Source organism: Hyphococcus lacteus (genome assembly GCF_041058985.1).
GTDB classification, from domain to species: Bacteria; Pseudomonadota; Alphaproteobacteria; order Caulobacterales; family Parvularculaceae; genus Hyphococcus; species Hyphococcus lacteus.
This window is the reverse complement of sequence record NZ_JBEHZE010000001.1, coordinates 1,915,472-1,938,589: the sequence shown is the minus strand read 5'-3', so window position 1 is coordinate 1,938,589 and position 23,118 is coordinate 1,915,472. Positions and strand designations below refer to the sequence as shown.

Genomic DNA, 23,118 nt, shown 5'->3' with positions numbered 1-23,118 from the left:
GCGCCAATAAACATAGGCCTACCGTAGATGGCAACAAAAAATGCACGCCCTTCTTGCTTACCCAGCGATTTCTTTCATCGAAAGCGATACATCCGCAAGTTTTTCTGGGTCGATCGAAGCCTCTTTACCAATTAGCTTTTTCCCCATCATGAATTCTGGGGCAGCATTGATCGCCTCCACGGCACGAATCACGCCTTTACGAAGGTGGAATACCGCAAATTTGTGGCTCGCGGGGTCCCCTCTCAGAACTGTTTCATCACATTCAAGGGTAAGCCCAGCAATTTGAATTTTGAGGTCATACTGGTCGGACCAGAACCACGGAATTTCAATCGCAGGTGCCGGACGACCACAAAGTATAGCGGCGACGCCGCGCGCTTGCTCAAGGGCGTTTGGCACGCTCTCAAGACGGAATGCACAATCATAATGTGGCAATGGTCGGAATGAAACATCGCCAATCGCGTAAATAGATGGGTCAGAAGTGCGTGCGTTCTCATCGACAATTATACCATTTTCACATGCCAAGCCTGATTCTCGCGCCAGTCCGTCATTTGGAAGAACGCCGATACCGACCACAGCAATATCGCAATCGATGACCGAGCCATTCTTTAAGTGCAGTTTTTCGACTTTGCCGTTTCCTTGAAATTTCGCGATTTCATGCTCGAGCAGAAATTCAACACCATGGTCTTTATGATATTGCTCAAGGAACGTTGCTATTGGCGCGCTGGCGACCCGAGCGAGCGAACGCGCTTCCCGTTCTATCACCAAAGCATCGACCCCTGCCTTACGCAAAGAGGCGGCAACTTCCAATCCGATATAGCCTGCACCAATCAAAACTGCCTGACTACCGGGATTAATCGCGCTCTTGAGTAGCTCAGCATCTTTTACCGTTCGTAAACTGAATATATTATCAAGTTGCTCACCCTCAACGCCCGTCCATCGCGGCGAAGCGCCCGTTGCAATGATAAGAACATCATAAGCCAAACCATCGCCATCATCAATTTCGATCGTGTTTTTTTCGCGATCAATCGACCGCACAACGGTGTCTAAACGTAGATTAACATCATTATCGGCATACCAATCATTTGGACGCAGAAACAGTGTCTCAAGGTCGGTGTCGCCGGACAACCAAGCCTTCGATAATGGTGGCCGCTGATAAGGGGCTGCGCTTTCTTCACCGATCAAAGTAATAGGACCCGCAAAACCAAACTGTCGCAAGAATGCAGCGACAGATCCGCCGGCATGTCCCGCACCGATAATCATAACGCGCGAAGAAGGCTCAAGCATATCAGACATTTATTTTACCCGTATAGTTCGCAAACAAAGAGATGATGTATGCCAATGGCATAGATAAACACCTTTGCGTCGGCAAGCGCCAAGAACAATTTTGGCTCGCCTCAACAATCAATCGGGTATTTTTGGCAAAGTCTCTATAAAATTCCGGGTAAATTCAGGGCCTTTTCACGCGCGCACGCTATGGCATCGTCATAGCCCGCATCCGCATGGCGCATAACACCCGTCGCGGGATCATTCCACAAAACACGCTTTATTCGCCGGGCAGCGTCTTCCGTGCCGTCAGCGACAATTACCATGCCGGCATGTTGCGAAAAGCCCATTCCGACACCGCCCCCATGGTGTAGTGAAACCCACGTAGCGCCCGAGGCAGTGTTCAGCAACGCATTTAAAAGCGGCCAATCAGAAACAGCGTCGGAACCGTCTTTCATTACTTCTGTCTCGCGATTGGGGCTCGCAACCGATCCGCTATCCAAATGGTCACGCCCAATAACAACCGGTGCCCTTAGCTCACCGTTGGCAACCATTTCATTAAACGCCAAACCAAGACGGTCACGATCGCCAAGCCCCACCCAACAGATGCGCGCAGGTAGGCCCTGAAATGCTATACGCTCCTTAGCCATATCAAGCCATTTATGAAGGTGTTTATTATCTGGCAGTAGTTCTTTTACTTTTTCGTCCGTACGGTAAATATCTTCGGGATCACCTGAAAGCGCCGCCCAACGAAATGGGCCTACACCTTTACAAAATTGCGGGCGAATATAGGCCGGAACAAACCCCGGAAAATCGAACGCATCTTCTAGTCCTTCCTCTAGTGCCATTTGACGAATGTTATTTCCGTAGTCAAATGTCGGTACACCCATTTTGTGGAATGCCAACATCGCCTCGACCTGTTGGCGCATTGAACGCCGCGCCGCCTTCTCTACAACCGTTGGATCATTCTCGCGTTTTTCACGCCACTCACTCATGGTCCATCCAAGTGGTAGATAACCATTGATTGGATCATGCGCAGATGTTTGATCCGTCACCATATCAGGTCGCACGCCTCGCCGAACAAGCTCAGGAAAGACATCCGCCGCATTTGCGCATAGGCCAACTGATTTTGCCTCACCCGCTTTTTTCCATTTTTCAATCAGCGCTAGCGCTTCGTCCAGTGTGTCAGCACGCTCATCAAGATAGCGCGTGCGCAATCGAAACTCGATACTGTCTGGGTTACATTCAACCGCGAGACAACTGGCACCCGCCATAACCGCCGCCAATGGCTGGGCACCACCCATGCCACCAAGCCCGCCCGTAAGCACCCAACGATCAGTGAGGTTCCCACTATAATGCTGACGTCCGGCCTCAACAAATGTTTCATAAGTACCCTGAACAATTCCCTGGGTACCGATATATATCCAAGACCCTGCCGTCATCTGGCCGTACATCATCAGACCTTTTTTATCGAGCTCGTTGAATTTATTCCAATTAGCCCAATGCGGAACAAGGTTTGAATTGGCGATCAGAACCCGCGGCGCATCTTTATGAGTTTGAAAGACGCCAACCGGCTTTCCGGACTGAACCAACAATGTTTCTTCTTCGCCTAGCGCCTTTAGGGTCTCAGCGATTGCATCGAAATCTTTCCAGGTACGAGCCGCCCGCCCAATACCACCATATACAACAAGCGCATCCGGGTTTTCTGCGACTTCCCGATCCAGATTATTATGCAGCATTCGAAATGGCGCTTCTGTTGTCCAGCTTCGGCATGTCAACTCTGGCCCCGTCGGACTTTTCACCTCTCGCTTGTTCGCTAATCGATCAGACATGCCTTACTCCATTCAAATTTCCGCTTCGCGCAACGCCGTCAAGGAGGCGAAGAATTTGCCCCAATAAGCCACGTAAATGTTCAGCCTTTTTTTCATCAAATAAAAATGGTGGTGTCTCGCTAGCGAGATAGCATCTCTGTGCGATTTCCATTTGGATGGCATGAACGCCGGCGTCCGGTTGGCCATAGTTCCTTGTTGTCCATCCACCTTTAAATCGACCATTCACAACATAAGAATATTTCGCTGCGTCAGCGCAGGTTTTTGAAACCATGTCTTCGATCTCCGCCGAGCACGTCGCACCGTCATTTGTCCCAATGTTCAAATCCGGTAACTTACCATCGAACAAAAAGGGCAGTTCAGACCTTATAGAATGACAATCAAAAATGATGGCAATGCCATGAGTTGACTTAACGCGATCAATCTCGTCGGAGAGAGCCTTATGGTAAGCAGCGTGAAACATTTTTCGTCGGCGCTCAACTTCGTCGGTGTCAGGATCTGTTTTCCAAATCGGTCTATTTTCAAAATCAACTAGCGGTACAAGACCGGTAGTGTTTTTACCGGGATAAAGGCTTTTTCCTGATGGGTCGCGATTAGCATCAATCACATATCGATGAAAATTTGCACAAACGATGCTCGCGCCCTCTAAAATACCATCATAAAGAAAATCCACGTGCCAATCTGTATCCATTAACTGACGTCCGCGATCATTTAATCGGTCTGCAATTTCGTCAGGAATATACGTACCGCAATGAGGTTGCCCCAAAATAACTGGACCATCACCTTTTTGAATAATTACGGGGTTCATAATTGTATCGCGTATGCATCTTCTGGACAGCTCAGAATTTTGCTTTCCAGCGCAAGTGACCGCAACGCTTCTATATCATTCGTCAACATACGGTCTTGGTCCAAGCGTGGGCATCGCTCACGTATTTGCGTGACCACATGATTTAATTTTGGGCTCGTTTTTAGCGGTGAACGAAGTTCAATTCCCTGAGCGCCGGCCATTGCTTCTATCGCAACAATACCCGCGAGATTCTGTGTCATCTCGCCCAACCTGCGTGCCGCATGGCACGCCATTGAGACATGATCTTCTTGATTTGCCGACGTCGGGGTCGAATCCACAGAACGCGGATTCGAAAGTGCTTTATTCTCACTCATTAATGCCGCGGAGGTGACTTCTGCAATCATCAAACCGGAGTTTAATCCTGGCGTCGGCGTCAAGAATGCCGGCAGGCCATAACTCACGCTTGGGTCAACCAAAAGTGCAATTCGACGTTGCGATATCGAACCGGCTTCGGAAACGGCAATCGCAATTTGATCCGCAGCAAATGCCACGGGTTCAGCATGAAAGTTACCGCCCGACACAATTGCGCCGTCGGCAAGAACTAGCGGATTATCAGTGACGGCATTGGCTTCTATCTCTAGGGTCTTTCCGGCCTGGCGCAGGATATCGATGCACGCACCGACGACCTGTGGCTGACATCGTAAACAATATGGGTCTTGAACCCGTTCATCACCTTCGGAATGGCTAGTGATAATTTCAGACCCATCCAATAGTGATCGCAACATGGCGGCCACTTCTATTTGGCCACGATGTCCGCGCAGTTGATGAATTTCATCATGAAACGGAGCGGCAGTGCCCATTGCGGCTTCAATAGACAATGCACTGGAGGTAATCGATCCGGTTACAATGCGCCAAGCATCGAACAAGCCAGCAAGTGCCAATGCGGTTGATACTTGGGTGCCATTTATCATCGCGAGACCTTCTTTGGCAGTCAGCACAACAGGCCGCAGCCCAGCCGCTTTGATGGCTTTGCTTGCGTTCATTCGTTCGTCACGAAAGAAAACATCCCCCTCACCGATCAGAGCCGCCGTCAGATGCGCAAGCGGCGCGAGATCGCCCGACGCCCCTACTGATCCCTGCGCCGGAATGACCGGCGTAATATCGGCCTCGATGAAGGCTTCGATTTGCTCTATTACGTCCCACCGTATTCCAGAAGCCCCTCGCCCGAGCGACAACAATTTCAGCGCCATGATCAAACGCGTAACACGCCGCGAAATCGGCGCGCCCGTTCCCGCGCTATGGGATAAAATCAAGTTTCTCTGTAGCGTTTCGATGTCGTTTGTCGCGATACGAACGGACGCCAGCTTACCGAACCCAGTATTAACGCCATAAATTGGTGCATCCCCTTGCGCGGCAACGGCAACGCGGTCCGACGCGCTCACAATCTGCGGTTTCGCGGCCCGGTCTAATCGAAACGAAGAACAATCACGATAAAGCATCTCAAGAAGCAATAACGTCGCTTTGCCGGGTTTGAGTTCGGTCGTCATTTACCCTCCGAATAAGAATACGCGCTTGATATGTCCGGTCTATTATCTATTATGTATGCACATATTAAATGCAGGTACAAGTGAAACAGACAATTCACGCTCGACAGGCCCTCACCGCAACTGGATGGATGAAAAACGCATCGATCGAAATCGGTAAGGACGGAACCATCGCCACATTAAAGGCAAACACACCCAACGAACACGCCCATTCCGTCGACATATTGCTGCCCGGCGTCGCGAATGTTCATAACCATTCTTTTCAACGCGCTATGGCGGGCCTCGCGGAATGTCGAAGCAAAAAAGATAACGACGACTTTTGGAGTTGGCGCGCGTTAATGTACAAATTTCTGGATCGCCTAACCCCTGATGACATTCATACCATCGCCGCGCAGGTCCAACTCGAATCGCTTGAAGCTGGGTTCACGTCGATTGGTGAGTTTCATTACATACACCACCAGCCGAAAGGCGCTCCATACGTCCAAATCGCTGAGCTGTCATCACGTTTAGTAGAAGCCGCACAGGAAACTGGGATTGGGTACACACATCTACCGGTACTCTATATGCGCGGTGGCTTTGATAATAGTCCGCTATCCGATAGTCAGCGCCGTTTTAGATGCGACATTAATCAGTTTACCGAGTTGTTTGGAAAAGCAAGAAAGATTATTGAGCACTCCCCGCCCGATTTTCGTCTTGGCGTCGCGCCTCACTCACTTAGAGCTGTGGACAAAGAAAGCCTAGCTCTTGCCACAACGCTTTCCCCCGATAGCCCTATCCATATTCACATTGCCGAACAAACCGCAGAAGTTGATGCCGCTAAGGCAGTATTGGGGGCAAGGCCCGTTGAATGGTTGATTAATAACGCACCCGTGAATGAAAACTGGTGCCTCATCCACGCAACGCATATGAATAATAGCGAGGCGAGTGCCGTCGCGGCCAACGGTGCGTCGGTGGGACTCTGCCCCGTAACAGAAGCCAATTTAGGCGACGGTATATTCAACGCCCCTGAGTTCGTTGATGCAGGCGGAAGAATGTGCGTTGGATCAGATTCCAACATTCGTATTTCTTTGACCGAAGAATTGCGCATGTTGGAATATAGCCAACGCCTGAATACTCGGCGAAGAAATATACTCACCGGCGAAATCGGCTCTTGCGGTCGGTTCCTGCTTGGAGAAACAGCGCGCGTGGGCGCAATAGCGATAGGCCGTGACGCTGGTGAAATGCGCGAAGGTGCGCTGGCCGATATGGTTGCACTAAATGTTCGGGACACAGCATTAGACGGTTTAAATGGCGACCAGTTGCTTGATAGCTGGATATTTGCTGGCGACGACCGCTATATCGACGATGTCTGGTCCGCAGGCCGACATGTTGTAAAGGGTGGCACGCATATTCACCGCGATAAAATTACACCGCGATTTCTCTCTGTTATGAAAAACTTAAGATCATCCCTATGAGCACCCTAAACCATCAGACAATTCGCAAAGCCATCCGCGAGCGCATCGAATCCGGCGAATGGCTTCCCGGTGCGATCATTCCCGGCGAGGTTGACCTTGCTGCTGAATATGGATGCTCCAGAACAACCGTGAACCGGGCGATGCAAAACCTTGCCGATGACGGGTTGATCGAACGCAAACGGCGTGCGGGTACGCGGGTCAAAGAAATCCCGACACGACAAACGACGTTCAAAATCCCGATTGTTCGACACGAAATAGAAGCATCAGGCGCGCGTTATCGGCCACACATTCTTGAACGCAAAACGATCAAGGCACCAAATCATATCGCGGCACGTCTCCATTTAAAGAAGGGCGCAAAGCTTTTTCATCTTGTCACCGCACATCTAGGCGATGGGCGCGTTCATGCGGTCGAAGATCGCTGGGTAAACCTTGCGGCTGCGCCCGACATCGTCAACGCACCATTAAATGAGATTAGTGCAAACGAATGGTTGATCCGCAAGGTTCCGTATTCTAGCGGCGATGTAATTTTTTCTGCGAGCGCCGCCGCCGCGCGCGAGGCCGAAGCATTTGAAACAAAAATTGGGTCAGCACTGTTCACAATCGATCGAACTACCTGGTTAGATAATGTCTATATTACTACGATGACGCTACGTTATCGGCCCGGATATAATTTACATTCACGCCTTTGATTTGCGCTGATGACGACACAATATCGTTGATTGATAGATCCCCCAACCAAAAGAGAGTTAAATGTCGAACACAGAACAAAGTGACTATTGGAACAATGACGGCGGCAATCGTTGGGTTGCCGATAATCAAGAACTCGACACGTTACTTGCACCGTTCAAAAAACTGGTCATTGATCGACTAGAATTAAGCAGCGGGGAAACCGTCATTGATATTGGTTGTGGTGCGGGTGACCTCAGCCTTGATCTGGCGGAGCGTGTTGGTGCCACAGGTTCTGTCATCGGTGTTGACATCTCGCACCCCCTCATCGACCTTGCAAAATCAAGGGCGGAAAGCCAACAGCAAACACACTTCGTGACCACAGATGCTTCAAGCTGGCTACCAGAAAACCCCGCTGACGCAATCGCATCGCGTTTTGGCGTTATGTTCTTTGACGATCCGACCAGCGCATTTCGAAACATCAGCGCGGCGACCAAACCAAAAGGCCGATTGAGCTTCGCTTGCTGGCAATCACTTAGTGAAAATGAATGGCTTGCCGGGCCGGTCGCTGCGATTATTGCGAAACTTCAAAAAATGCCACCCCCGACGGACCCCAACGCCCCCGGCCCGTTCGCCTTTGCTGACAAAGACCGCGTTAAAAACATTCTGACCGAGGCTGGCTGGCACAACATAGAAATCACACCATGGCGCGACCAGCTGGCGATCCCCGGTGATAATGTCGAAAAAGCGGCTGAATTCGTTTCTCGAAACGGCCCGGCGCGCAAGCTCGCCGAATTGCTAGAGGCGGACCCGGCAATCGTGGATGGCATTGTCAGAGAGGTTCTAGCATCCAAAATCAATGATCAGGGTACGGTCGATCTTGGTGGTGCCGCATGGATTGTAAGCGCAACCAAAGACTAACCCGCTGGGCCAGATGGCCGCGACAAGATAAACAGCGCAACAACCGAAAGAACAATTACTTGCACCGATAAGGCAATTATCGGTGCACCTAGCAAAATCGAAATACCAAATACCGCCACCATCGAAACAACGGCCCATATTTTCGCACCCACGCTAATTGCCCCGTGATCGCGCCAGTCATTGATGAACGGCCCAAATACTGCGTGTTCAACCAACCATTTGTGCATACGCGGCGATGACCGCGCAAATGCAAACGCCGCGACGAGCAAAAACGGCGTCGTCGGCAATAGCGGCAACACCACACCAACGACAGCAGCCGCGAGTGCCAATAGCCCAATCGAAAACCAGAATCCGCGTTTCATGTTATCGCCTGAATGAAAGGGAGAATTGGAGCGGGTAGCGAGAGCCGAAGGATCACAATTTCAGGGACAAAATGTCAATGAAAATCGCGGCTATAAAACAGCTTCTTGGCCTGCTCGCGCGGATGGCGCGCGCCGGCACCGTAGCGGGCGTGACTGGCGCGTTGCAACTCAACCGTAATCGTTTCCGACAGCGGCGTTCGGGGGCGGCTCTGCGGCCCTGTACGATGTTCCGGGTTTGGACGTTTTGCTTCGTCGGCATTGTCGTAGGTCGGATCGATGTGATCACCCAGCGTGTCGAGCAAATATGAGTAATCATCAATCCTCGTTGCGATCACATGAGTGACAATGCCTTCTCGTTGCAGCCTGCCGCTAATGCGCAACAACCTGCCCGCCATTACTTCCTTGCGGAATTTTTCAAAGACTTTTGGCCAAACAACAATATTGGAAACTGCCGTTTCGTCTTCGAGCGTAATGAAGATAACGCCACTCGCCGTCCCTGGCCGTTGACGCGTAATGACGAGCCCGGCGACATTGACCCATTCGCCGTCGGGCGTTTCACGCAATTTATCAGCGCTTTTGAATGCGCGCATATCCTGCCGCAAAAGCGCTACTGGATGCTCGCGGAGCGTCAATCGCGTCGCGACATAATCTTCAAAAACTTCTTCCTTGCGGCTCATAACAGGCAGTTTGGTTTCAACCGCCGGCAGCCCCTCGCCGTCCTGTTCGAACAGCGGCAGAGGCTTGTCGCCGCCGAGACCTTTGACTGTCCACAGTCCTTCCCGGCGGGAAACGCCATATTCGGCAAAAGCGTCGGCACCGGCGAGCTTTGCCAGGGCGCGGCGTCCCAATCCCGCGCGCCGCCATACAGCATCAATGGAGCGATAGCCATTACCGCGTGCGGCCGCAAGCCAATGCCCGTCTTCTTCATTGAACCCTTTGATCTGCCTGAACCCAAGCCGAACTGCGAGCGATCCATCACCGTCGATCTCAAGGACGCTATCCCAATAGCTGCGCTCAATGCAGACTGGATAGACCTTGACGCCATGCTGCCGCGCATCGCGAACGATTTGCGCCGGCGCGTAAAACCCCATGGGTTGCGAATTCAAAAGTGCACAACAAAAAACTTCAGGATGATGGCACTTGATCCAGGCGGATGCGTAAACAAGAAGCGCAAAACTCGCCGCATGACTTTCTGGAAACCCGTAACTTGAAAAACCTTCAAGCTGTTTGAAGCAGTTTTCCGCAAAGGTCTGTTCGTACCCGCGCGCTAGACAACCCTCGATAAATCGGGTTTTGAAATCTTCAACAGCACCCTGCCGCCGAAACCCATTAAGCGCACGTCGCAATGCATCTGCTTCGGTCGGCGTGAAACCGGCAGCAACAATGGCGATCTGCATCGCCTGCTCTTGAAAAAGCGGTACACCGTAAGTGCGTTCTAAAACTTCTCTCAGCTCCTCCGATGGAAACACTACAGGCTCTTCTCCGCGGCGGCGGCGAATATAGGGATGCACCATGTCGCCCTGAATAGGCCCCGGCCGGATGATCGCCACTTCTGCGATTAAATCTTGAAAGGTGCGTGGCCGCATGCGCGGCAAAAAATTCATCTGGGCGCGGGACTCAACCTGAAAGACGCCGATGGTGTCAGCCTCGCAGAGCATATCGTAAACGCGCGCGTCTTCCTGAGGCAATGTCGCCAGCGTATAACGCTCTCCTTTCCAGGTTTTCAAAAGATCAAAGCTCTTGCGGATGCAAGTCAGCATGCCGAGGCCGAGGAGATCGACTTTCAGTATGCCGAGAGCATCAATATCGTCCTTGTCCCATTCAATAACCGTGCGGTCCTCCATGGCCGCATTTTCAATTGGACAAAGTTCGTCCAGGCGTCCGCAGGTGATGACGAAGCCGCCGACATGTTGCGACAAATGCCGGGGGAAGCCGATGATCTCCTTGGTGAGCTCGAGGGTCTGGCGTAACCGGCGGTCTTTTATATCGAGGCCCGCCGCCTTGGCGCGTTCATCACCAATTCCCACATTTGAAATACCCCAAACCTGACTTGAAAGGGCGGCGACGGCGTCAACCGATAATCCCATCGCTTTTCCGACTTCGCGGATGGCGCGCCGCGACCGGAAGTGACTGACAGTTGAACAGATGCCAGCGCGTTCACGACCATATTTTTCATAGATGTGTTGGATGACTTCTTCACGCCGTTCATGCTCGAAATCGACATCAATATCCGGCGGTTCATTGCGCGCTTCGGAAATAAACCGTTCGAATACCATGGTGATGGTTTCGGGCGAGGCTTCCGTGACGCCAAGGGCGTAACAAACGACGGAGTTCGCCGCCGACCCCCGCCCCTGACAGAAAATATTTTTTGAGCGGGCGAAGGCGACAACGTCGTGGACTGTTAAAAAATAGCGCGCATAGTCAAGCTCGGCGATGAGTTTCAGTTCTTTTTCCACCATCGCCCGGACTTTGAGCGGCGTTCCATCAGGATAGCGCCGTTCGAGACCTTCTTCTGTGAGATTGCGCAGCCGGGCGTTCGGCTCAACGCCATCAGTCACTTCGTCCGGATACTCATATTGCAGTTCATCAAGTGAAAATTTGCATTGTTCCGCAATGGCGGCGGTATTCGCGATGGCGTTTGGATACGGGTTAAACAGACGCCGCATTTCAAATTCGGATTTGAGACGACGCTCGGCGTTGGGCTGCGCAAGACGTCCCAATTTATCGATGGTGGTTTTTTCGCGAATGCAGGAAAGAATGTCGGCGAGGCGAATGCGGGCGCTCTCATGCATCAGGACATCACCCAGCGCGACGATACAGACGCCGAACTGTTCGGCCTGCATAGCGCGCGCTGCGAATCGGGCTTCGTCTTCGCCGTCATATCGGGGGACGAGACCGACAAACACGTTTTCTGAAAAGGCCGCGGTGAGTGCTGTCACAATGCTGCTAAAATCCGGTGCTTTAAGCGCAATCAGGATCGATCCCTCGCCCCACTCCAAAAGATCGGCGAGTTCAAGTTCACATTCACCCTTTACGGTTCGGCATTTCCCGAGAGTTAAAAGACGCGACAAGCGGCCGAATGCATTTCGGTTTTTCGGGTAGGCAAGAATCTCCGCGCCATCCGTCAAGACAAGGCGCACGCCCACAATATAACGAACGCCAAGTTCCTTCGCCGCGCCATGCCCACGAACGATACCGCTCAAGGTGTTTTTGTCGGTGATAGCGATGGCGCTTAAGTCCAGTTCTGCTGCGCGCGCAACCAGTTCTTCAGCATGGGAAGCACCGGTTAAAAACGTAAAATTGCTGGTGACGAAAAGCTCCGCATAGCTCATGGGAACTTCCCCGCCACATACCAGTTGGGTTCGGCCTCACCGGGATAGGTAAGAAGCCAGAGGCGCGCACCATTCGCAGTTTGCACCGCCCAATAGTCCCGCGTCTTCATATCCCCCTCGCGCCACCATTCCGCCGTCAGGCGTTCGGGACCCTTTGCCGATTTCGTCGCGTAGGACTTTCGCCGCCACTCAAACTGTTTGGGTGGGCGGCCGGGCTCCAATGCGCGTAATCGCTCCGGCGTTTTATAGAGTCTGAGCGGACGCTTGCGCGGTGCCTGCTTCCAAACGGGATCGAACTCCTTGTCGACCGCCTCCATGCTTTCAAATTCGCGTTCCGGCAAATGCGCATCGCATGGCTGGAATTTGCGTACATGATCGAAGCCAAGGCGGTTGCCGAGCATTGAAATAATCCTTGCAGTGTTATCTTCCTCTTGCGCTTCTTTTCCAAGCGTCGACTGTTTCGGATGAATCGGTTCCACATGCTCGGCGACAAGGCGAAACCAGTCGGCACCAAATTCGATCTTCAACTGATCAAGCGAATGGGAAAACTGTTGCAAGACCGATGCGGGCTCAGCGCAAGGCCGGGCGAAGCCGACGGACAAGACATGATCGCCGGTGTCAACGCACCGCACCGTCAAGAGATAGCGCCGGGCGCCTTTTTGTTCTGCTTCCAACCGGCCGCAAACTGAAGCGGCGAGACGCTTTAACACGTCTTCAATTTGGGATTTTAATCCAATCGGTTCCGGTAGCGTCATGCGCGCAGCGTAAATAGGATCAGCCGCCGCCGGCGTTAACGGGTCGGGTTCCTGTCCAAGCGTGCAACCGAGCGCGCGGGTCAAATCGAGCCCAAATCGCCGCGCCAGTTCGCTCGATTTCACAGAATAGAGTTGCCCGATGGTTTTCAGACCGGTGCGCGCGAGTTCACTTGCAATATCGCCTTCAGCATCAAGTGCTGCGATAGGCAGGTCTTTGAGGGCTTCATTGGTTTTACCAGGTGCCGCGATGGCCACCCCCGTTTTGCCAAATCGCGAGAGCGCCCGGGCCGCGCCTTTGGTGTCTGCAATGCCGATCCGTGTGTGAATCTGCATATCGCCAAGTCGCTGGCGCGTATGCCGCCCCATAGCCCCTTCGCCGCCAAAGAGATGGGCGCAGCCGGAGATGTCGAGCAGCAATCCGTCCGGCGGATCAATCGAAACGCGTGGAGATAAACAATCCGCCCACCGCCAAAGCGCCCGAAGGAGTGCAGCATCACGGATTTCGTCAGCGGGTTCGACAAACAAGTCAGGACAGATGGCGCGAGCGTCCGGCAGCGAAAGCCCCTCCGCTATGCCGGCGCGGCGAGCAGGTCTGTTGACGTGCGTTAGCCGCCAGGCGTTCTTCATCTCTGCGATAATCGCGAACGGCCCTTCTGTGCGCAGGTCACCGATGCGCACGCGCCGGTCAAGCGGCAGCTGCGGCAGCCACAAGGACAAAACCCTGCGCATGATCGTTTCTCCCGTCATCCGGCGCCCACCCGACGCGCCAGAAACCCACCTTCCCGTTTTTGTTTTTGACAAGACGCCAACCCCAGAAGGCGTCTTCATCCGTAATCGGATCACATTGCCATCGCGTTTGCGCGGCGGAGGTCTGGGCGCGCCCTGAAATCAAAATGACGCCAAGGGCACCGCCTTCTTCCGCTGCGATTTGCAACCGCCTGCTTGTTTGAAGGTCAGGCCCGTCCCCAAGCTCGGCGACGACGCAGGCGGTACCCGGCAAGCGGAGGGCTTGTTCCGTCGCCCAAAGCGTTTCCTGGCGCGAGACGCAAGTCACCGTAACAACGCGCGTTGGGTCGAAAAACTCCTGAAAGCCAGTGGGTGCCAAGGAACCCACATCGACAGACCGGCCGATCCAGACTACAGGGCCCTTGGCATGGGCCGCGAGAGCCACTGCGAACATGTCCGCCGCATCGCCCATCGCCTCATGGACGCGCCCGCAAGCCAACGAGAGATTGGAGCCAATACTCACAACCCCATGTTTTTTGGGCGTAATACTCTCAAACGCACTTAACTTAGCGCCATTTATGCAGACATGCGGTGACATAATGTTCTTATTTTGTTCCAAATCAATTTAAAGAGTCAAGGGCGGCCAATCTGCGGCAGTGTCTCAGTTTGAATTTGGTATGTCTGCGTTTGGGCTGAAGCTAGCCAACTGCGCCGCCGAAAGAAACGTCACCTATTGGCCCTAAGCGGACTTAAGCCTTTTGTATTCTTCATGGGCATCGTCATCTATCAAAACCTCGACGCTCTCCGCCCAATGGACATTGGAACCGCGTTTCTTGACGCCCGAAATCCAGTACTCTTCACGGCTATCAACATCCATGAAATTACCGGCAACACCATTGGCTTTGGCGAGCGTCCGCCCCCTGTAGTACACAGACTTGCCCGTTTTTGAGAATGTCACCCATCCAATTCGCGCGGCCATGCCGTCGATGTCGCCGTTTTTATTTTCAACGCACATCACTCTTTGCTTGAGGCCTTTAGTGAGTTGGTTCCTTTGGGTCATGCCTAATTATCCAAAAGTTGCGTCAATTTTTAAGAAAATGACGAATGTCCGTCTTTGGCGAGTATTTGCCTATCGACGTTTGGCGGCCGAGGGTAAGTTTTGACAGAAGCCAGCTCGCCAAAATTCAAACTGAGATACTACTCAATCTTATGAAGTTAAGGTCTTCTTATCAGGCTCGCCTTCAAAAACGTCCATACAGATACCGCAGCATTCGCCGAGGCTGTAACGGCGTTCCTGACTTGCATCTTTTGGCTCGCCGTACAGCTTAACCAGCGTCGCATAATCAACATCGCCGTCGAACGCCCCTTCGACAGCTTATAAATAGGCCGCATGACCATCCGTTGTTAACTGAATGCGATTGAGCGCTCGAATTTTTGCAATCGACAGTTGGTTGTGAACGACATTTGCCATTTGTGTATCGTGCGCCGTTGAGGGTCGGGTTGCCACCGGTCTCTATCGCTCTCTCCCGAACTGAATCGAACGGCAAATGCGTTGATATTATTAGATTATTCCGGTCTTTACCGGTCATTGTCGAACGCTATAGAATAGTGTTCTGGAGCGGGTAGCGGGAATCGAACCCGCATATTCAGCTTGGAAGGCTGCTGCACTACCATTGTGCTATACCCGCGTTATCCAAGAGCCGCCTTAGATAGCAAAAATCCCGGGTCGTGCAAGGCCAGAATGACTGCCTATTGTTCTGATTTTCGCGGTCGTGCGTATTTTGGCGACGGAATATCAAAGATTATGGCCGCACCCCGAATGGCAAAGGTCGCGATTGACGCCGTGACCACCGCAAAATTTGTCCCCACGCCCAGCGCCAACAGCCCGACATAGACCGCCGCCCCAATAAGCGCGGCTGTCGCATAAATATCCTGCTTCAGGATCAGGGGTGGTTCATTCAACAACACATCACGAACGACACCGCCAAACGTGGCCGTCACAGCGCCCATGAAAATCGCAATCACCGCCGGCGCATCGACAGCCAAAGCCGCCTGTGCCCCAAGGACAGAGAACACAGCCAAACCAGCGGCATCGGCCCAGATCAGTGCCTTTAACCGCGAATCGATCAGGGGTTGCGCCAAAATGGCGACCGCCGCACCCGCTAGACAAATGAACACGGCAGAGGGGCTGGCGATCCACCACACCGGGAACGACCCGAGCATGACATCGCGGATCGTGCCGCCACCGACGCCCGTGACGAACGCAATCATCGCCACGCCGAAAATATCCATGTCGTTGCGCAGGGCCGTAAGTGCGCCAGAAATGGCGAACACAAACAGGCCGATTGTTGTAAGCGCACTGAAAAGCTGAACCGTGTCCATGGTTCAGCCTTGCGCCGATTCAATAGGTTCCGACAAGCGCCCTAGAGCGACCGCGCGATCAGCAACTTCATGATTTCGTTGGTGCCGCCATAAATCCGCTGAACCCGTGCATCGGCATACATACGGCTGATCGGGTATTCATCCATATAACCATAGCCACCGAACAGCTGGAGACATTCGTCGATGATTTCGTTCTCAAGGTCAGAGATCAGCATTTTTGACATCGACGCAGTAACCGCATCGAGCTTGCCTTCGATCAACTGGCCCGTGCAATAATCAACAAACACCCGCGCCATCGTCGCCCGTGCTTTACACTCCGCCAGTTTGAATTGGGTATTCTGGAAAGACATTACCGGTCGACCAAAGGCTTGACGTTCTTTTGTATATTCGATTGTCAACTGAAGCGCACGTTCAATTCCGGCCATTCCCTGCACTGCGATTTGGTGGCGCTCTTGGGGAAGCTGTTGCATGAGCTGAATAAAGCCCTGCCCCTCTTCTGTGCCAAGAAGGTTCTCGGTTGGAACTTTTACATCGGTAAAGAATAGCTCGGATGTGTCTTGGGCTTTGTTGCCGAGTTTTTTCAAATTGCGACCGCGTTCAAATCCGTCAACCTCATCTGTCTCGACAATCATCAACGAGACGCCTTTTGCGCCTTCTTTGGGGTCTGTTTTGCAAACCACAATAATAATGTTCGCAGTCTGACCATTTGTAATGAACGTTTTTTGACCATTCAAAACATATTGATTGCCTTCTTTCAGCGCCGTTGTTCGTACCGCTTGAAGGTCCGAGCCTGTGCCGGGCTCGCTCATGGCGATCGCACCGACCAACTCGCCCGATGCCATACGCGGCAACCAACGCTTTTTTTGTTCCTCTGTTCCATAATGCAGGATGTACGGAGCGACGATACAATTATGAAGCGCCGCACCAAACCCTTCGACACCGGCCATACATTGCTGTTCAATAAAAACCTGTTCGTGGCCAAAATGACCACCTGCGCCACCATACTCCTCGGGCATGGACATACACAGCAATCCAGCTTCGCCGGCCTTGTTCCATGCCCAACGATCCACGCAGCCTTTGTCGCGCCAATCCTCTACATGGGGCGCGAGTTCACGCGTAAAGAATTTGGCGATTTCGTCCTCAAACAGGACAAGATCATCAGTTTTCCAAGAGGGTGTTTCGGTTTGTAATACGGCCATGGCTTCACTCCAGCATTGTGACTTTGCTGGAAATTCGCACAGCGCGCCGCTAGCGGCAACGGTTTCGCGCAGCTAGCGGTTAGGATTGTTCAGAGTTTAAAAGCGCCAATCAATACCAACACCAATAAGGAGCGCGTTGATATTTACATCTGCTTGTGTGGAGCCGCGAAAAAGGTTTTCCGGATAGGCACCAGATTGATCAATCGGCAATTCGTCACTCAACACGTAGGACAATGCCAAATTCAACTTAGCGCGTTCGGACAGGTCGCGGGAATACCCTGCCGCTAGCCATACGCGCTTTGCGCCCGGCACCCGGGGCGAGGAGAATGCGGGGTTCGCCGGATCATCCTCATACATCGCACCGAAACGCACTGTATCTCGACCCGTCAAATCGGATTCTAATCCCAACGCACCAGACCAGGAATTTTTCCAGTTTTGGGTGATGATTTCATCCGGTTGAAGTGGGCTTTCAAAATCAGTCATCAACTGATCGAAGCTCGACCAGCGCGTTTGAACGGCGGACGCAAGTACACGAGCCCGATTTGACACCGGCACCACCGCACCGATTTGAATATTCGCTGGCGTCGTAAGTCCGATGGAAATCGGCCCATCTTGAAATAGCCCGGCGGCTAGCGCCAAGTTTTGTGCCGCCGTAGACTGACTAATATCGAAATCAACATCACCATTTAAATCGTGCTCGATTTTAGATGTAAAACTCACCCCGAATTGAATGCCGTTAAACAATGTTCCCTGAAGGCCAAAGCTATAGCCAAAACCCCAATCGTCCGCAGAAATATCAAAGAATGAATCATCCGTTCCCGGAACTGATCCATCCATCAAAAGTGCAGCCGCAGCCCCTGCCGCGTCGGTTGCGCCCTCAATGTCCATGTTAAGATATTGGAGACGCGGGCCACCAGCCAATGACCACCCTTCAGCAATTTGAATACCGAGGATTGGCGAGATCGAGCCAGAAACAACTTGCGAAAAGGTCCCATGATAACGCATGACGGACGTATCATCATACGACGTATTAAAACCAAATGGCGCATAGATAGCGACGCCCGCGAATACACGATCACTCAACTTTGTCGAAAACGCACCAGTCGGAAAAACGCCGTCACCAATAACCGCCTCGCCACTCGTATCGCCTGCGACAGGAACGGTGCCGAATAGAAGGCCCTCAGCATTCTCATACGAAGTATCATTGAACACACCGATTACGCTGAACGAGCTTTCTGCCCCGTCAACACCAACGATTGCTGCGGGATTGAAATAAGCGTTCCCCGGCGTCGCTTGTGTTGCGCTCGCGCCCGCCGTGGCAGCACCAAGCGCTTCTGCGCTTTGCGTATTCAACGCGAATGCAGATGCCATAGCGGAAGTTGATGTTAACAACAGTGCTGCGCCAAAAGACATCACGCCCGTCGCGACATTCTTATACATATTGAAAAGCCTTTTTACCGTGTGTGCTCAAGCGACAGACCCTCAATCGGCCTGCCGAATTTTGTCGGCAAACTCACGCAACTACATTTAAATAGCATGAATACGGGTCAAGAAAAATGAGCCGCTGTAACAAAGGCTTGCAAGAAATTATTAACGATTAAATTAGCGAATCAGCTCGATTTTAGTCGCGTGCTTTTAAACGGCGAACAAGGCTGGACGTATCCCAACGCCCACCGCCCATTGCCTGAACGTCAGCATAGAACTGATCAACCAGAGCAGTCACGGGCAATCGCGCGTCGCTTTTGCGACCTTCATTAAGGGCAATTCGTAAATCCTTACGCATCCAATCAACCGCAAAGCCGAACTCAAATTCATCAGCGGCCATAGTTTTTGCACGGTTTTCCATTTGCCAACTTTGTGCTGCGCCACCAGAGATTGCTTCCAGCACTTTGTTGATATCAATGCCTGTTTGCTCAGCAAAATGGACGCCTTCAGAAAGCCCTTGCACCAAACCTGCGATACAAATCTGATTGACCGCTTTACAAAGCTGACCGTGGCCCGCTGGTCCAATGTGCACAATACGTGCAGCAAAAGACTCAATCGCTAGACGCGCGGCTTCAACATGCTCTTCCGCGCCACCGCACATGACGGAAAGCTTGCCGTTTTCGGCACCCGCTTGACCGCCAGATACCGGCGCGTCAACAAACCCTATATCTTGAGCGCGCAATTGTTCGTGAAGCTCACGCGCTAACGTTGGGGACGCAGTTGTATGGTCAACCATGATAGCGCCGGGTTTTAGCTGGTCCTGTGCCTGACCAATGACTTCTCTTACGTCATTGTCATCGCCCAAACATGCAAACACTAAATCCGCGCCAACCACCGCGTCAGCGGGAGAGGCAACGGCCCTACCTATGTGTTCTTTCGCCCATGCTTCGCTTTTGGTGTTAGTGCGGTTGTATACCGTCACATCATATCCGCACCGGGCTAAATGCCCCGCCATCGGATACCCCATTACGCCCAAGCCTAAAAATGCAACTTTTTGTGTCATCATTCAGAATCCGGAATATAATTGCTTGAAAAATAAACGAGTGGTTCACCCACCACACTATCAAATTTAACAACTTCGCCGATTAAAATCACGTGATCACCAGCATCATGCCGAGCCACGAGTTTGCAATCAAATCCGGCGAGACGTTCTTTTAATATCGGTGCGCCAGTATCCCAACGCTCAATCTCTTCTTCAGTTATATCCGGTCCTGCAAAATGGGCAAAGCGATCAGATTCGGTACGCTGGTCGGCTCTCAAAATACTCACACCATAGCTGTCAGAAGACATAAACGCGCTATAGGTCGATGCTCGATTATCGAGACACCACAAAACTAATGGGGGTTCGAGCGAAACGGACGTAAAGGAATTTACAGTAATCGCCGTCATCCGGCCATCGTCATTTTGACATGTAGCCACAGCAATTCCGGTTGCGAAACGTCCGAATGCGTCTTTCAGCGGCCTGTATTTGTCGGTCATATACTAGTCTTTCCGCCCGCTTTGGCACCGTCACGCCAAAACCAAGCAATTAGGACTTGTGGCGTTAGCATCAAAACGCGAAAATACAAACACATGACGATACTCTCTGGGGCAGCACTCTTCACAAACGTGCCGGGGCACGACACTCTAATATGATGGAAATTTTCCTTTCAGCCCCATGGCAGATGTGGGCCACTATGGCGATTATCGCCGTTACGATTGTGTTATACACACTCGATCGCTTTCCGCTTGAATTGATTTCTGCTGGCGCGATCGTTGGACTATTAATTCTATTCCTAATTGCGCCGATGGAATCCCGAGGGGCGAACATCCTCTCGACCGAGACATTGCTGGCCGGTTTTGCAAGCCCTGCTCTATTCGCCATTTTAGGTTTGCTGATCATCGGTCAAGGGATGTTTCAGGCGGGAGCGCTTGAACACCCCACGGAATATTTGTTGCGTGCCTTTGACAAGCGCCCTGTTCTTGTAACCGGTCTCGTTTTCCTCTTCATCATGGTGGTTAGCGCCTTCTTGAATAATACACCTGTGGTGGTGATGTTCATTCCGATCATGGCAGCGATCGCGCAACAGAGTAAAATTCGCGTCTCTCGTTTCATGATGCCGTTGTCATACCTCTCCATTCTTGGCGGCATGACGACGCTGATCGGTTCATCCACAAACTTGCTGGCAGCGCAATCCTATCGCGCAACAACCGGCGGAGAAATTGGCTTTTTCGAGCTAACCCCGATGGGGCTTATTCTGGCTGGCGCAGGCATTTTATATATGTTGACGGCCGGACGTTGGCTGTTGCCTGCGCGCGAGAACCCCAATCAAACGGGAGCAAGCGAACGCGAAGGCAAGCATTTCATCGCTCAAATTGAAATCAATCGCGGCCACCCGCTGATCGGTATTGGCCCCGTTGCCGGGCTTTTTGTGGACCTGCCAGACATTACTGTGCGTATGATCCAACGGCGCGAACGCGCGATCTTACCGCCGTTCGAAGACTTCACGTTCCGGTCTGGTGATGTTGTGATTGTTGCCGCCACACGGTCTGCCCTCACTGCTTTGTTAAAATCAAACCCGGAAATGCTTGAAGGGCTGATGGCCGAAACATCAATCGCCGATGAAGAAGACGGTTCCGTTCAGCGCTCTACGCAACTCACGATGGTTGAGGCCATTGTTGCCCCCGGCTCGCGACTAATCGGCCGTTCAGTGGCCCAAATCAGTTTTCATGCACAAACCAATTGCGTGATACTCGGAATTGAGCGGCGCAGCCGTATGATCCGAACGCAAATGAACACCATTCGATTGGAGGCCGGGGACGTTCTCCTCATTCTTGGCGACATCAAAGACATTCGTGCGCTGCGCGCAGATCGCGACATTCTACTGCTGGAATGGTCGATGCAAGGTTTGCCCGATCAAAGAAACGCTCGTGTCGCCGCGCTCATTTTTGCGGCTGTCATTGCCTTTACCGCGAGTGGCCTAGCCCCCATTGCGGTTTCTGCGATTGCCGGGGCGACAGCCATGGTCGCAGCTGGCTGTTTGAACGTCCGACAGGCCGCACGCGCCATCGATCGGCGTATTTATTTGTTGATTGGTGCTTCGCTCGCAATGGGTGTTGCGCTTGAACGAACTGGCGGCGCGGCATTTATCGGTGAAGCGCTTGCGATGAGCGCCGGGTCATTTGGGCCAACGGTGCTGATTTCCGCGTTTTTCATCATGTGCGCAGCGCTCACAAATGTTTTATCAAACAATGCGACTGCGGTCCTCTTTACTCCGGTTGCTGTTGCGGCCGCCCAACAATTAGGGATGAACGAGCATATTTTGGTGTTAACCGTAATATTTGGTTCAAACTGCTCGTTCGCGACGCCGATTGCGTATCAAACAAATTTGTTGGTCATGACGCCGGGCCATTACAAATTCAAGGACTTCCTCGTCGTTGGTGGACCCCTCATTATTTTACTCTGGATTGTCTACACAGCGGTTGCGCCATTCTATTATGGGTTGAATTGACACCTAGAAAGAACCGATTCATTGCGAATACGCTAATCGACCGCTAAGGTTTATCCCTTAAGTTGGATGTCATGAGTAATGAAGATTTCGCGCGACGGTTCGGAATTGACGGTGGTGAGTTTTATATCACCGCGCCGGCACCCTGCCCTTATCTAAAGGGCCACAAAGAACGGAAAATTTTCTCCTACCTATCAGGAGAAGGCGCTCCATCCACAAATGCATTGCTGACACGGCGCGGATTTAGACGGTCACAGAACCTGATTTATTTGCCCGCGTGCGAAAGCTGTAACGCTTGCGTGCCCGTTCGGGTTGTCGCGGATGATTTCGAGCTTTCAAAATCTCGCCGTAGAACTCTTTCAAAAAATGCGGACCTCATCCGCAGTATCCGCGCCCCTCGCGCGACGAGCGAACAATTTTCCATGCTACGCGGATATCTTGATACGCGTCACAGCGACGGCGGCATGGCAGAAATGACTGTGCTCGACTATGCGTCGATGGTCGAAGAGACAACAGTCGATACAATGATCATAGAGTATCGGTTGCTCGATAAAGAAACCGGTGAAGAACGCTTGGTTGGGGCTGCCCTTAGCGATCGTCTGACCGACGGCTTGTCCATGGTCTATAGCTTTTACGAGCCTGACGAGAGTGCACGTGGATTGGGCAAGTTCATGGTTATGGACCATGTTGCCTTAGCGCGTGAACTAGCGTTGCCCTATGTTTATCTTGGATATTGGGTCAACGGCTCACCAAAAATGGACTACAAAAAGGACTTCCAGCCACTTGAAATGCTGACCGCGACGGGCTGGACGCGCATGGACCGCACGAGCGCGCGGTAATCTCTCTATTTCTTGGATTTGGAACTTGCTGGGGCCTTTGCGGCGGGTGCGGCGTCTAGTACGGTTACGCTCCGCTGCAACTGCGC

General features: G+C 52.3%; 19 protein-coding genes, 1 tRNA gene and 1 pseudogene. 5 read left to right on the top strand and 16 right to left on the bottom strand.

Going from position 1 to position 23,118, the window contains the following annotated elements; translation table 11 throughout:
* Window positions 1-57: 57 nt before the first annotated feature.
* The 4 genes from ABFZ84_RS09270 to hutH all read right to left on the bottom strand — a co-directional run bounded on the left by ABFZ84_RS09270 (window position 58) and on the right by hutH (window position 5,426).
* Window positions 58-1,293 (bottom strand): NAD(P)/FAD-dependent oxidoreductase, encoded by a 1,236-nt coding sequence (locus tag ABFZ84_RS09270; protein WP_369313723.1) that lies wholly within the window; start codon window positions 1,291-1,293, stop codon window positions 58-60.
* Window positions 1,294-1,427: 134 nt separating this feature from the next.
* Window positions 1,428-3,095, bottom strand: a complete 1,668-nt coding sequence (gene hutU, locus ABFZ84_RS09265) for a urocanate hydratase (protein ID WP_369313722.1) — start codon at window positions 3,093-3,095, stop codon at window positions 1,428-1,430.
* On the bottom strand, window positions 3,088-3,900 hold the full coding sequence (gene hutG, locus ABFZ84_RS09260; RefSeq protein ID WP_369313721.1) for an N-formylglutamate deformylase: 813 nt from the start codon (window positions 3,898-3,900) through the stop codon (window positions 3,088-3,090). Before hutG ends, hutU begins: the two co-directional genes overlap by 8 nt.
* Window positions 3,897-5,426: a histidine ammonia-lyase gene (hutH, locus tag ABFZ84_RS09255; RefSeq protein ID WP_369313719.1), complete on the bottom strand. Its 1,530-nt coding sequence runs from the start codon at window positions 5,424-5,426 to the stop codon at window positions 3,897-3,899. The genes hutG and hutH overlap by 4 nt, the downstream gene beginning before the upstream one ends.
* Before the next feature lie 80 nt (window positions 5,427-5,506).
* On the opposite strand from hutH, the gene ABFZ84_RS09250 reads away from it, so the two are divergent.
* From ABFZ84_RS09250 to ABFZ84_RS09240, 3 genes are all read left to right on the top strand, one after another.
* Window positions 5,507-6,877 carry a formimidoylglutamate deiminase gene (locus tag ABFZ84_RS09250; protein WP_369313718.1) on the top strand — a complete coding sequence of 457 codons (1,371 nt, stop codon included), beginning with the start codon at window positions 5,507-5,509 and terminating at the stop codon, window positions 6,875-6,877.
* Complete coding sequence (locus ABFZ84_RS09245) at window positions 6,874-7,566, top strand: UTRA domain-containing protein (RefSeq protein ID WP_369313717.1); 693 nt, start codon at window positions 6,874-6,876, stop codon at window positions 7,564-7,566. Before ABFZ84_RS09250 ends, ABFZ84_RS09245 begins: the two co-directional genes overlap by 4 nt.
* Before the next feature lie 61 nt (window positions 7,567-7,627).
* On the top strand, window positions 7,628-8,464 hold the full coding sequence (locus tag ABFZ84_RS09240; protein WP_369313715.1) for a class I SAM-dependent methyltransferase: 837 nt from the start codon (window positions 7,628-7,630) through the stop codon (window positions 8,462-8,464).
* Here the strand turns inward: ABFZ84_RS09240 and ABFZ84_RS09235 are convergent.
* The 12 genes and pseudogenes from ABFZ84_RS09235 to ABFZ84_RS09180 form a co-directional block, all read right to left on the bottom strand.
* On the bottom strand, window positions 8,461-8,826 hold the full coding sequence (locus ABFZ84_RS09235) for a YbaN family protein (protein ID WP_369313714.1): 366 nt from the start codon (window positions 8,824-8,826) through the stop codon (window positions 8,461-8,463). The two genes, ABFZ84_RS09240 and ABFZ84_RS09235, sit on opposite strands and share 4 nt — an antisense overlap.
* Before the next feature lie 74 nt (window positions 8,827-8,900).
* Window positions 8,901-12,158 (bottom strand): error-prone DNA polymerase, encoded by a 3,258-nt coding sequence (locus ABFZ84_RS09230; RefSeq protein ID WP_369313713.1) that lies wholly within the window; start codon window positions 12,156-12,158, stop codon window positions 8,901-8,903.
* A complete protein-coding gene (locus ABFZ84_RS09225; protein ID WP_369313712.1) occupies window positions 12,155-13,642 on the bottom strand; it encodes a Y-family DNA polymerase in 1,488 nt (495 codons plus the stop codon). The genes ABFZ84_RS09230 and ABFZ84_RS09225 overlap by 4 nt, the downstream gene beginning before the upstream one ends.
* Window positions 13,599-14,237, bottom strand: a complete 639-nt coding sequence (locus ABFZ84_RS09220; protein WP_369313710.1) for an ImuA family protein — start codon at window positions 14,235-14,237, stop codon at window positions 13,599-13,601. The genes ABFZ84_RS09225 and ABFZ84_RS09220 overlap by 44 nt, the downstream gene beginning before the upstream one ends.
* Window positions 14,238-14,378: 141 nt before the next feature.
* The gene (locus ABFZ84_RS09215) at window positions 14,379-14,699 is read right to left on the bottom strand and encodes a hypothetical protein (RefSeq protein WP_369313708.1); all 321 of its coding nucleotides are present in this window, start codon (window positions 14,697-14,699) and stop codon (window positions 14,379-14,381) included.
* A 168-nt stretch (window positions 14,700-14,867) separates the two neighbouring features.
* A pseudogene (locus tag ABFZ84_RS14765) lies at window positions 14,868-15,068 on the bottom strand (IS1 family transposase); the annotation flags it as partial.
* 185 nt (window positions 15,069-15,253) lie between these two features.
* Window positions 15,254-15,327 (bottom strand) — tRNA-Gly (locus tag ABFZ84_RS09205).
* A gap of 61 nt (window positions 15,328-15,388) precedes the next feature.
* Window positions 15,389-16,021 (bottom strand): trimeric intracellular cation channel family protein, encoded by a 633-nt coding sequence (locus tag ABFZ84_RS09200; protein ID WP_369313707.1) that lies wholly within the window; start codon window positions 16,019-16,021, stop codon window positions 15,389-15,391.
* A gap of 41 nt (window positions 16,022-16,062) precedes the next feature.
* Window positions 16,063-17,220 (bottom strand): acyl-CoA dehydrogenase family protein, encoded by a 1,158-nt coding sequence (locus ABFZ84_RS09195; protein ID WP_369313706.1) that lies wholly within the window; start codon window positions 17,218-17,220, stop codon window positions 16,063-16,065.
* A gap of 96 nt (window positions 17,221-17,316) precedes the next feature.
* Window positions 17,317-18,660, bottom strand: coding sequence for an OmpP1/FadL family transporter (locus ABFZ84_RS09190; protein WP_369313705.1), 1,344 nt, complete (start codon window positions 18,658-18,660; stop codon window positions 17,317-17,319).
* A 181-nt stretch (window positions 18,661-18,841) separates the two neighbouring features.
* Entirely contained in the window at window positions 18,842-19,711 is an 870-nt protein-coding gene (locus ABFZ84_RS09185; protein ID WP_369313704.1) for an NAD(P)-dependent oxidoreductase, read from the bottom strand.
* The gene (locus ABFZ84_RS09180) at window positions 19,708-20,184 is read right to left on the bottom strand and encodes a flavin reductase family protein (RefSeq protein ID WP_369313703.1); all 477 of its coding nucleotides are present in this window, start codon (window positions 20,182-20,184) and stop codon (window positions 19,708-19,710) included. Before ABFZ84_RS09180 ends, ABFZ84_RS09185 begins: the two co-directional genes overlap by 4 nt.
* Window positions 20,185-20,336: 152 nt before the next feature.
* Between ABFZ84_RS09180 and ABFZ84_RS09175 the strand changes: the two genes are divergently transcribed.
* Together ABFZ84_RS09175 and ABFZ84_RS09170 are read left to right on the top strand one after the other, a co-directional pair.
* Window positions 20,337-22,196, top strand: coding sequence for an SLC13 family permease (locus ABFZ84_RS09175; protein ID WP_369313702.1), 1,860 nt, complete (start codon window positions 20,337-20,339; stop codon window positions 22,194-22,196).
* Between the two features lie 71 nt (window positions 22,197-22,267).
* Window positions 22,268-23,032: an arginyltransferase gene (locus tag ABFZ84_RS09170; protein WP_369313701.1), complete on the top strand. Its 765-nt coding sequence runs from the start codon at window positions 22,268-22,270 to the stop codon at window positions 23,030-23,032.
* The last annotated feature ends 86 nt before the right edge of the window (window positions 23,033-23,118 follow it).